Below are 10,988 nucleotides of genomic sequence, written 5' to 3' on the forward strand. Positions count from 1 at the left end.
TAACAAGAGAACCCCAGCCCAAGGCTAACCCTCAGGATCCCAAAACCAACCAAACCAAAGACTCACTCGAAACCTCAAACCGACTCGTCTCAAAAAGCCCCCCTCATCACCTTCCAATAAATATTCCCGCCAGAGGCAAAACAAACAGCGCAGCACAAAGGCTGCCCCCACTTAAAAATGGAAACTGAGTAGTTGCTCACAACAAGGGGAGAGCACCAAAATCATATATCCTTAAGCAAGCGAAGCGCGTCATAGATCGCCGCGTGAGTGTTCCGGGCCGCAACTGCATCCCCTATGCGGAAGAGCTGGAAGGCCCCAGCAGAGTGAGCGATCACTTCCTGAGGGCGCCCCGCGATCAAAGCCTCCGGATCGATCTCGCCTCGGTTTGTAGATTGTTTCTTCAGATCAAAATACAAGTCATCTAGCGGCAGAGTTCCGTAATTCACCACCACCTGATCGAACTGCTCCTGCGCGATGTGGGAACTGTAGTCCGTGCCGATGGTGGCCGTCAGCTGGTTGCCGCATGGGGCGACCTTGATCAAACGTCGCGCCACAGTGAAACGCACGTCCTTAGCCTGCAGCGCCCGCATATAGGGCACCAGGTTCATCGCCATGATGTCAGGGGCAAAAGTCCTGTCCGGCGTCATCACTTCGACGCGGGCCCCGGCATTGGCCGCAACCTCCGCTGCCATAACACCGGGATGGTCACCGCTTTCGTCATAGATCAACACATTTGCGCCCGGCTTCACATCGCCCGAGATAATATCCCAACTGGTCACCACATTGGCCACCTCCGCACTGGTTTCATGCAGCATGGTATTAGGAAGGCCGCCGGTCGCCACGATGACCACATCTGGCGCCAGCGCGGTGACGTCTTCTGCCTCGGCCCAGGTGTTGAACCGAAACTCCACATCCCGCGCCGCACATTGCGCCATACGCCAATCGATGATGGAAATCATCTCGGCGCGGCGCGGGTTCTGGACTGTCAAAAGGATCTGCCCGCCGGGATCAGGCTGGGCTTCGAACACGGTCACATCATGCCCCCTCCCCGCTGCAACGCGGGCGGCTTCCAGCCCACCGGGCCCCGCCCCCACGATCACAACCTTTTTCCTGCTTGCAGCAGGTGTGATATCATGCGGCATGGTCAATTCGCGACCGGTTGCCGGATTGTGAATGCACAGAGCCTCGCCTGCCTGATAGATCCGATCCAGACAATAGGTAGCCCCAACGCAGGGGCGAATGTCATCCTCGCGGCCTTCGATGATTTTGCGCACCACATGGGGGTCCGCCATATGCGCCCGCGTCATCCCCACCATATCCAACTGGCCCGCCGCCACCGCGTGACGCGCCGTGGCCACATCGGGGATTTTTGAGGCATGGAAGGTCGGCATGCCCGTCGCGGCGCGAACAGAACCGGCAAAATCCAAGTGCGGCGCGTTCTTCATGCCCTGTACCGGAATCATATCCGTCATTGCCGGATCGGTATGTATACGGCCGCGATTGATGTTCAGGAAATCGACCTGCCCGGTGTCCTTCAGGATCTGGGAAATCTCCACGCCCATCTCAGGCGTGATACCGCCATTCTGCGCCTCATCCGGGGCAAAACGCACCCCCAGAACGAATTCTTGCCCGACACGGGCACGCACAGCTGCGATAATGTCGGTGGTGAGCCGCATCCTGTTCTCCAGTTGATCCCTGCCATAGGGCCCCTCCAGATCATTGGTCAGCGGCGAGATGAACTGATCAAGGAGGTGGCCATGGGTCATGATCTCCACCCCGTCCATGCCCCCTTCTTTCATGCGCTCGGCGGCATCGGCAAAATCAGAGATGATCCGCGCAATATCCCAATCTTCGGCCAGTTTGGGAAAGGCGTGATGCGCCGGTTCGCGGTGGCGGGTAGAGGACACCGCTGGCAGCCAGTCACCTTTGTTCCAGTGGGTGCGCCGCCCCAGATGGGTGAGCTGGATCATCACAGCGGCCCCATGCGCGTGGACCTGGTCGGTCAAATTGCGGATCCAAGGAACCACCTCGTCCTTATAGGCCAGGATATTGTTGAACACCGGTGGGCTGTTGCGAGACACAGCCGCTGAACCCGCTGTCATGGTCAGGGCAACGCCCGCCTTGGCACGTTCCGCGTGATAGGCCGCATAGCGTTCTTTGGGCATACCATCTTCGGGATAGGCCGGTTCATGGCTGGTGGTCATGATCCGATTGCGCAGGGTCAGATGTTTCAGCCGGTAAGGCTGCAGCAGCGGATCGTTGGACATGGGGTGTTTCCTCCCAGCACATGTGAAGCAAAGTTGCTCGACACATATGTCAGCAAACCCATCAGGCCTGTCAACTTCATTGCGACCTGACATGGCAAATGTTAAGAAAGGGTCATGACAGTTCAGGATCCATCGCGCGCACCAACCTCGGAAGAGGCCTGGCTGACAGCCGCCTATGAGGCGTTGACCACAATGGGGGTTGAGGCGGTAAAAATCATGCCCCTGGCCAAACAGCTGGGGGTTTCCCGGACCAGTTTCTATTGGCATTTCAAGGACCGCGACGCGCTGCTGGAAGCCATTATCCGACACTGGGAAGACAAGAACACCGGCAATCTGGTGGCTCGCACCGAGGCCTATGCGGCAAATATCTGCGAGGCCGCTTTCAATCTGTTTGATTGCTGGCTCGACCCCGATTTGTTTGACGCCAGACTGGATCTGGCGATCCGTAACTGGGCGCGCACGGATGCGAGATTGCAAAAGCGACTGGACCAAGCGGACGCCCGGCGCGAGAGGGCCCTGACTGCCATGTTGGAACGTTTTGGTTACACCGGCGACAATGCCCTGGTTCGGGCGCGCACTATGATCTACACCCAGATCGGCTATATATCGATGCAGATCCGCCAATCTGAAGATCGACGCCTGGCGTTGACCTCAACCTATGTCGAAGTCTTTACCGGCGAAGTCCCGGCTCAGTCAGATATCGACCGATTTCAGGCCCGCCACCAATTCAACGACCTGACTGCTACAGCCGGGTGAACTCTTCCTCGCGGCTGCGAAAGAACTGTTTCAGCGCGGTTTTGAAGCGGCGCACCTTGATGGATTGTTGCAGATCCGGGTGGCTCAGCACCCAGATTGGAGCATAGGGCTGCGGTTCAAGCCCTGGCAAGGGATGGAGATCCGGATCTGAACGCCCCAGATAGACCGGCATCCGTACCGCGCCCATGCCTGCCTTGGCGGCGGCAATCAGCGAGGTCATATCGTCAAACCGGCCCCGGATGTGATAGTTGGGAAACCTGGCCAGGGCCGCTTTGGGCGGGGCGGCATGGCCGCTGTAGAGTACCCAGTCCAGCTCTGCCTGCGGATCAGCCTTGGCCCGCGCTACGAGTTCTGGCAACGCCACGCAGGTGGTTTTCTGATCCGCCAGATGCAGGCCAACCAGGGTATCGCCAGGGGATTTGCTGATACGAATGGCCAAATCCGCCTCGCGCCGGGTCAGGTCCAAGAGTTCATTGCTGGCCCGCACGGTGAGCTCCACCTCGGGGTTGTCGCGACAGAACCCGGCCAGAAACGGCGCCAGGTGGGTCTGGATCAGCAGTTGCGGCGCGGTGAGCGTCAGAGGGCCAGACACCCCCTGGTCACGACCGCTGATTTGCCGCAGTGCCGCCTGCTCCACCTGCTCCATCTGCGCGGCTGCCCGTGCCAGATCCTCAGCCTCTGCACTGGCCAGATAGCCTTCGGGGCGGCGCTCAAACAGCGGGCGGCCCAGCATTTCCTCGGCACGGGCAACCCGGCGCGCCACAGTTGTGTAGCTTACCGAGAGGGTCTCTGCCGCCCCTGCTAATGTTCCTGCCCGCACCAGCGCCAATATGGTGCGCATGTCATCCCAGTTTATCTGCTGCATACATGCATTTTTGCATATCTTTCGTGCAAATACATGTGTTTTCTTGTGTCATCCGGATCGCCATCTCTGTGCCATCACAATAAGAGGACGCAAAATGGCCTATGTATATGTAAACTTGGTGCTGGAGAATCCCGACATCATGGCAGCCTACCGCGAGAAGGCTGGAGCAGCTTTGCAAAAGCATGGCGCAAAACCCTTGGTGGCCACACCTAGCCAGACGGTGATTGAAGGCAGCCGCGATGAGACTGGCATCGGGGTCATACTGGAATTCCCCGACGTTGAAGCCGCCAAGGCCTGGATTAATGATCCGGAGTTGCAGGAAACCCATGCCCTGCGCCGCGCTGCCGGGCAAAGCGCCATCACCCTTCTGGCCTAAAAGGCGCAAGGGGGGCTCCCGCCCGTCGACAAAGATGCCAAAGGCACCACTGCTCCCGTTGGGCCCAGCGCCGGGCCTTGCCCGGCGCAACAAGGCTTGCTGAGAAGCGATTGAGGGGCAGATTTGCCCCTCAATGCGCCGCGTTCAGTTTGTCATCGGGGTTCTGCCGTCAAGGACAAGCCGCGCTACACGCGGGCCCTGACGGGCTCCTTGACCGCAGAACCCCAAAAGAAAAGGGCGGCCTCTGAACAGAGGCCGCCCTAAGAAAGAGATGCCGCGCCAGGTTATTCGGCCGCCAGTTGGCTATTGGCCTTTTCAACTTTGACAGCCGCAAATTTGAACTCCGGGATCTTGCCATAGGGATCCAGCGCCGGGTTGGTCAGCACATTTGCCGCCGCCTCAACATAGGCAAAGGGCACAAAGACCATGTCTTCAGCTATGGCGCGATCCGCGCGGGCCATGATCTCGATCGCTCCACGCCGGGTGGATAGGCGTACCATTTCCCCCGGCTCGACCCCGAGCCGGTGCAGGGTTTTAGGGTGTAGCGAACAATTTGCCTCTGGCTCGACCGCGTCCAGCACCAGCGACCGCCGTGTCATCGACCCGGTGTGCCAGTGTTCCAGCTGGCGACCGGTGGTCATGATCATCGGATAGTCAGCGTCCGGGGCCTCGTCCGGGGCAATGACGCTGGCCGGAGTAAAGCGGGCACGCCCATTGGCCCGCGGGAAACCATCGCCAAAGACAATCGCCTGACCGGGATCTGTCGCATGCAGCGACGGGTATGTGATGGTCTCACTCTCGAGACGCTCCCAGGTGATATTGTCCAGCGATTTCATGTTGAGCTTCATCTCGGCAAAGACCTCTGAGACATCTTTGTAGTCCCAGGGCAGGCCAATGCGCTGCGCCAGCTCGACGGTGATCTGCCAGTCTTCGCGAGCCTCGCCGGGCGGGGAAACAGCCGGGCGCACCCGCTGCACCTGCCGGTTGGTATTGGAAACCGTCCCATTCTTTTCATAAAGCGCCGAGGCCGGCAGGATAATATCGGCGTAGTTTGCCGTCTCGGTGAGGAAGATGTCCTGCACGATCATCAGATCCAGCGTGGCAAAAGCTTCGCGGGCGTGATCCACATCCGGGTCGGACATCGCCGGGTTTTCGCCCTGGATATACATGCCCTTGACCCTGCCCGCATAGGCCTGATCAACGATCTCGGTCACTGTGAGACCCTTCTCGTTGGAGAAATCCCCGCCGCCCCAAACATCTGTAAAAGATCGCCGCACGTCATCCGAGGTCACTGTCTGGTAGTCCGGCAGGAACATCGGCACCAGCCCAGCGTCCGAGGCGCCTTGCACATTGTTCTGCCCCCGCAGCGGGTGCAGACCAGCGCCAGGTTTGCCGACATTGCCGGTCATCAGCGCCAGTGCGATCAAGCAACGCGAATTATCTGTGCCATGGATATGCTGCGACACCCCCATGCCCCAGAAGATCAGACCGGCCGAGCCCTTGGCAAAAAGACGCGCAGTGCGACGCAGCTGCTCTGGCTCGATGCCGCAGATTTCCGACATTTTCTCAGGCGAGAAATCTTTCAGATGCGCCTTTTCGGCCTCCCAGTTCTCGGTGTGCTTTTCGATATAGTCAGCATCATAGAGCTCTTCTTCGACGATGACATGCATGATGGCGTTCAGCATCGAGACATCCGCACCGGGGCGGAATTGCAGCATCTCTGTTGCATAGCGCCGCATGCCGACGCCGCGCGGATCCATCACGATCAGCTTGCCGCCGCGTTTGGTGAACTGTTTGAAATAGGTCGCCGCGACGGGATGGTTTTCGATCGGGTTGGAGCCGATGATGATCGCCACATCAGCGTTTTCGATCTCGTTGAAGGTCGCGGTCACGGCACCAGATCCGACGTTTTCGATCAGCGCCGTCACCGAAGAGGCATGGCACAGCCGGGTGCAGTGGTCGACATTATTGTGCTTGAAGCCCTGACGGATGAACTTCTGGAACAAATAGGCTTCCTCGTTGGTGCATTTGGCAGAGCCAAAGCCAGCAACCGAACGCGGGTCAGCGTCGCGTAGTTTTTTCAGGCCAGAGCCTGCCAGGTCCATGGCCTCCTCCCAGGAGGCTTCGCGGAAATGCGTGAGCAGATCGCCGGGATCCACGTTCAGCCCCTTGGCGGGCGCATCGTCGCGGCGGATCAGTGGTTTTGTCAGCCGATGTTCGTGGTGGATATAGTCGAAACCAAATCGGCCCTTAACGCAGAGACGGCCTTCGTTGGCGGGGCCGTTGATGCCCTCGACATATTTGACCTTATTGTCTTTGACCTTGAGGCTGACCTTGCAGCCAACACCGCAGAAGGGGCAGACGCTTTCGGTTTCTGAATCAAAATCGGCGCTGTCGCCGATCTGATTTTCGTCCACCACAGCGGCAGGCATCAAGGCACCGGTTGGGCAGGCCTGCACGCATTCCCCGCAGGCCACACAGGAAGAGCCACCCATGGGGTCCGAAATATCAAAGGTCGGATAGGCATCATGGCCACGACCGGCCATGCCGATCACATCATTGACCTGCACTTCGCGGCAGGCGCGGACACAAAGCCCACAAGAGATACAGGCATCCAGGTTGACCGACATCGCCACATGGCTGTCATCAAGCAGCGGAATGCGGCCCTCTTCCAGCTTGGGAAAGCGCGACTCTGAAACCCCGTTCAGATCCGCCATATCCCACAGATGCGAGGACTTATCATGGGCTTCTTCCTGTTTGGGCTGGTCCGCAACCAGGAGCTCCATCACCATTTTGCGGGCATTTTCTGCGCGGGCATTGTTGGTCACAACCACCATGCCTTCGGAGGGTTCGCGGATGCAGGAGGCCGCCAGAGTGCGCTCGCCTTCGATCTCCACCATGCAGGCGCGACAATTGCCATCTGCGCGGTAGCCGGGCTGCGGTTTGTGACACAGATGCGGGATCTTGAGGCCACGGCCATTGGCGACTTCCCAGATGGTCAGCCCTGCTTCGGCTGTGACTTCCTGGCCATCGAGGGTGAAGGTAATTTCTTTGCTCATGGCCTAGATCTCCATGTTCTGGATCAGGGGCAGTGACCGGCCCGAAGGAGGGGTGCGAAGCGCCCGCCCTGTGGGGGCGGGTCGGGCGCTGCCCGGCCTATCGGCCGGGCGGGACATCAAGGATAGGCCCATTCTCACACCTCCTCCGGAAAATGCTTCATGGTCAGCCGGATTGGGTTCGGCGCCGCCTGGCCCAGACCACAGATCGAAGTATCGACCATGGCGGCACTGAGCTCTTCCAGAAGACCCTGATCCCATTTCTTTTCGCTCATCAGCTTGACCGCCTTCTCGCAACCCACCCGGCACGGGGTGCACTGGCCGCAGCTTTCATCTTCAAAGAAGCGCAGCATGTTCAGCGCCGCATCACGGGCAGAGTCCTGATCCGACAGAACCACCACAGCGGCGGAACCAATAAAGGTGCCATGCGGTTGCAGGGTGTCAAAATCCAACGGCACATCATGCATGGAGGCAGGCAGCAGGCCAGACGAGGGACCACCGGGCTGATAGGCCTTAAACCTGTGACCCTCCAGCATGCCACCGCAGGCCTCAATGATGTCGGTGATGGTAGAGCCGGCCGGCAGCAGATGCACACCGGGGTTCTTAACCCGACCTGACACGGAATAGCTGCGCAGACCCATGCGGCCATTTTTTTCAACCGCGTTCAGGCATTCAGGACCTTCGCGGTTGATCCTGCACACCCAAAGCAGCGTTTCCACGTTGTGCACCAAGGTTGGACGACCAAAGATACCCACCTGCGCCACAAAGGGCGGACGGTGACGCGGCTCGCCGCGTTTGCCTTCGATGCTTTCGATCATCGCGCTTTCTTCACCACAGATATAGGCACCTGCCCCACGGCGCAGGTCGATATAGCCGGGCTCAACGATGCCAGCCGCCTCCAGCGCAACGATCTCGGTGGCTAGAATCTTCAGCACGGCTGGGTATTCGTCGCGCATGTAGATAAAGCATTTTTCGGCTTCAACAGCCCAGGCTGCCATCAACATGCCTTCGAGAAAAACATGCGGCGTGCGCTCGAGATAGTAGCGGTCCTTGAAGGTGCCCGGCTCACCTTCATCACCGTTCACGGCGAGATACCGCGTGCCTTCATTCGCGCGCACAAAACCCCATTTGGTGCCCGATGGGAAACCCGCACCACCGAGCCCCCGCAGACCAGCCTCTTTGATCTTGGCCTGAACCGCTTCCCAATCGCCCCCGGCGCGCAGTTCTTGCAATTTTTCATAGCCGCCCTCGGCCTGATAGGTCGCAAAGTGCTGGTAGTCGGGAATCTTGGCGTGGGTATCCCCGGCTTCGATCGCCGCCAGCACCTTTTCCGGAGTAGCATGATCTATGTGGTTGTGGCCTAGCTCCAAAGTCGGCGCAGTATCGCAGCGACCCATGCAGGGCGCGCGCAGGATGCGGACTTTGGAGCTATCAACACCAGCCTCAAGCGCCGATTTCAACTGCTGAGCACCAGCCATTTCGCAGGACAGGGAGTCACAGACCCGGATGGTCAACGCAGGCGGCGGCAGCTCGCCTTCGCGCACCACATCAAAATGGGCATAGAAACTGGCGACCTCAAAGACCTCGGCCTGACCTGTACGCATTTCTTCCGCCAGGGCGCGAATATGCGCGGCGCTGAGATGGCCATAGGCATCCTGAATAAGATGAAGGAACTCGATCAGCAGATCGCGATTGCGTGGCCGGTCGCCCAGAAGATCCAGAACCTCGCTATGCGCCTGATAGTCCAGCTGACGGCCCTTTGGGGTTTTGCGCCCCTTGCCCTTGCCGGATTTCCACACGCCCTTGCTATTGTCCAATGGTGCCACAATGACCTCCAAAAATTCACACATGCCCTTTATCGCGACATGTCATCAGGAAATCATATCGTCAAATCTAATGTGAAGAATGCACAATAACGAAAACTTATTGTGAAAACGCGTCAACAATGCGCCGCAAAGAGGCCACTGTGGTGAGCTCGGGACTGCGTTGCAGATAGGCCAGACAGATCGGGCGCCCCTGCGCGGCAACCTCATCGTCGCTGATCAGCGCCAGCGCCCGAGTGCCGTTGATCTCGCCCAGCGCCTCAGCCAGTGCCCGGGGCAGGATGGTCGCCACCGCCCCTTCGCGCGCCATGATGATCGCGGACATGAAGCCACTGGATTCTGACATCACATCGGGTTTGAGCTCTTGCTCGGCAAAGATCCGGTCCAGAATGCGCCGGTTTTGCATCCCCGGTTCCAGCAGGCTCAGCGGCAGATCGGCTACCTCCTGCCAACTGAGGCTGTCGCCCTGCCCCGCCACCATGGCCTCGGGTGCGAGCAGCACATAGCTCTCTTCGTAAAGGTCCGTCGCGGTGACCAAACCCGGCGGCACACTGTCGGAATAGGTGACACCAGCATCAATGGTCCCGTCCAGCAGACGTTGCTGGATCAACATCGAAGTGGTGACATCGATATGCACCAGCACCCGGGGATGCACCTCATGCAGCCTATTGACCAGTTGCGCGGCAAAGGCGGTGGCGGTGGGGACCACCCCGAGCACCAGAGTCCCGGTCACCTCCCCGCGTGAGGCGGCAATTTCCTGATCCAGCGCCTTGGCATCATCCAGAATTCCTCTGGCGCGTCGCACGATCATCTCACCCTCGCCGGTGAGCCCCTGAAAGCGATTGCCCCGGCGCACGATGGACAGCCCCAGCTTTTCTTCCAGATTGCGGATGCGCATGGAAAAGGCCGGCTGCGACATGCCGCAGTCCTTTGCGGCCTTGGCAAAATGCTGATGGCGCGCCAAGGCGGTCAGCAGTTGAAGATCTCTGAGTTCTATCATCTGGCGACCATAGGGCGGCGGGCTGGCAAGAGGCAATCGCAGTGATGCAACGACCAACCCAAAGAAGCTGGAAAAGCTCTGCGAATCATTCTCTTCACCGCGCAGCCAGTCAAATCACAACTCATAATTGTGCTTATCTTAACCTCCTCCCGCTCTCACCGAGGTATCTTGCCCACTTTGCAGGAAAGAGAAGGTTAAAGTTTTTATTAAACTGCATAGTGGTGAAAACCCAGAATTCGAGCAAACCCAAACACCAGAGATGGATTAGTTTTCATTATAATTCAATAGTTTACCCCAAGCACCGGAGATCACCCCCCTACATTTCAGAAAGCGAAGCTAGAAATCCGAATTGTCCGATTTCTGTAATCCTAACAACACGCGTCGCGCCGGTTAAGTCCTCGGTAAACCTCTAAACATAGTCTTTGAGGATCTGAAACTGGACGGACTCGCTGAGGTACATATATGCGTAACACAACATTTGCGGCACTTCTTTCACTGGCAGCCCTGCCTGCGGCTGCTTCTGACTATCAGTCAGCCATGCAAAGCTATCTGGAAGGCAACATTCGTGGCTGGGCGCAATCGCCCGTTCTGGTCGAAGCCATCAATGGGCAAAACAACGAAACGCAAGGGCTGGATCAAGCGGCTGTCGATGCCATGGATCTACAGTGGCGTGCAGAGGTCGGGTCCGAAGGCTCAACCCTGATCAATGAAGTGCTGAATAACAGCGCCGCTGAATTCCTGCGAGAGCAGGTGGAGCAATCTGGCGGGCGCATCACCGAAGTCTTCATCATGGACGCCCAGGGCCTGAATGTGGCGGCCTCGGGAACCACCTCTGACATGTGGCA

General features: G+C 58.6%; 8 protein-coding genes. 3 read left to right on the top strand and 5 right to left on the bottom strand.

Features of this window, described 5'->3' with window-relative positions; translation table 11 throughout:
* Positions 1–221: 221 nt before the first annotated feature.
* Complete coding sequence (locus ABJP42_RS10355) at positions 222–2,267, bottom strand: oxidoreductase (protein WP_348340233.1); 2,046 nt, start codon at positions 2,265–2,267, stop codon at positions 222–224.
* A gap of 114 nt (positions 2,268–2,381) precedes the next feature.
* Between ABJP42_RS10355 and ABJP42_RS10360 the strand changes: the two genes are divergently transcribed.
* Positions 2,382–3,023 (top strand): TetR/AcrR family transcriptional regulator, encoded by a 642-nt coding sequence (locus ABJP42_RS10360; RefSeq protein WP_348340234.1) that lies wholly within the window; start codon positions 2,382–2,384, stop codon positions 3,021–3,023.
* On the opposite strand, the gene ABJP42_RS10365 is transcribed toward ABJP42_RS10360, so the two are convergent.
* Positions 3,010–3,888 carry a LysR family transcriptional regulator gene (locus ABJP42_RS10365; RefSeq protein ID WP_348340235.1) on the bottom strand — a complete coding sequence of 293 codons (879 nt, stop codon included), beginning with the start codon at positions 3,886–3,888 and terminating at the stop codon, positions 3,010–3,012. The two genes, ABJP42_RS10360 and ABJP42_RS10365, sit on opposite strands and share 14 nt — an antisense overlap.
* A 94-nt stretch (positions 3,889–3,982) precedes the next feature.
* On the opposite strand from ABJP42_RS10365, the gene ABJP42_RS10370 reads away from it, so the two are divergent.
* Entirely contained in the window at positions 3,983–4,264 is a 282-nt protein-coding gene (locus ABJP42_RS10370) for a DUF1330 domain-containing protein (RefSeq protein WP_348340236.1), read from the top strand.
* A 284-nt stretch (positions 4,265–4,548) separates the two neighbouring features.
* On the opposite strand, the gene fdhF is transcribed toward ABJP42_RS10370, so the two are convergent.
* From fdhF to ABJP42_RS10385, 3 genes are all read right to left on the bottom strand, one after another.
* Complete coding sequence (gene fdhF / locus ABJP42_RS10375) at positions 4,549–7,323, bottom strand: formate dehydrogenase subunit alpha (protein ID WP_348340237.1); 2,775 nt, start codon at positions 7,321–7,323, stop codon at positions 4,549–4,551.
* A 134-nt stretch (positions 7,324–7,457) separates the two neighbouring features.
* Positions 7,458–9,170: an NAD(P)H-dependent oxidoreductase subunit E gene (locus tag ABJP42_RS10380; RefSeq protein WP_348340238.1), complete on the bottom strand. Its 1,713-nt coding sequence runs from the start codon at positions 9,168–9,170 to the stop codon at positions 7,458–7,460.
* Between the two features lie 73 nt (positions 9,171–9,243).
* Positions 9,244–10,143 carry a LysR family transcriptional regulator gene (locus tag ABJP42_RS10385; RefSeq protein WP_348340239.1) on the bottom strand — a complete coding sequence of 300 codons (900 nt, stop codon included), beginning with the start codon at positions 10,141–10,143 and terminating at the stop codon, positions 9,244–9,246.
* Positions 10,144–10,605: 462 nt separating this feature from the next.
* On the opposite strand from ABJP42_RS10385, the gene ABJP42_RS10390 reads away from it, so the two are divergent.
* The coding region (locus ABJP42_RS10390; RefSeq protein WP_348340240.1) for a hypothetical protein at positions 10,606–10,988 on the top strand (383 nt) is incomplete at its 3' end.

Source organism: Pseudophaeobacter sp. (genome assembly GCF_039971195.1).
In the GTDB taxonomy this organism is placed as follows: domain Bacteria; phylum Pseudomonadota; class Alphaproteobacteria; order Rhodobacterales; family Rhodobacteraceae; genus Pseudophaeobacter.

Coding starts and splice junctions, on each gene's coding strand:
- ABJP42_RS10370 (WP_348340236.1), top strand. CDS start 3,983: ATGGCCTATGTATATGTAAACTTGGTGCTGGAGAATCCCGACATCATG.
- ABJP42_RS10365 (WP_348340235.1), bottom strand. CDS start 3,888: ATGCAGCAGATAAACTGGGATGACATGCGCACCATATTGGCGCTGGTG.
- fdhF (WP_348340237.1), bottom strand. CDS start 7,323: ATGAGCAAAGAAATTACCTTCACCCTCGATGGCCAGGAAGTCACAGCC.
- ABJP42_RS10360 (WP_348340234.1), top strand. CDS start 2,382: ATGACAGTTCAGGATCCATCGCGCGCACCAACCTCGGAAGAGGCCTGG.
- ABJP42_RS10355 (WP_348340233.1), bottom strand. CDS start 2,267: ATGTCCAACGATCCGCTGCTGCAGCCTTACCGGCTGAAACATCTGACC.
- ABJP42_RS10385 (WP_348340239.1), bottom strand. CDS start 10,143: ATGATAGAACTCAGAGATCTTCAACTGCTGACCGCCTTGGCGCGCCAT.
- ABJP42_RS10380 (WP_348340238.1), bottom strand. CDS start 9,170: ATGTGTGAATTTTTGGAGGTCATTGTGGCACCATTGGACAATAGCAAG.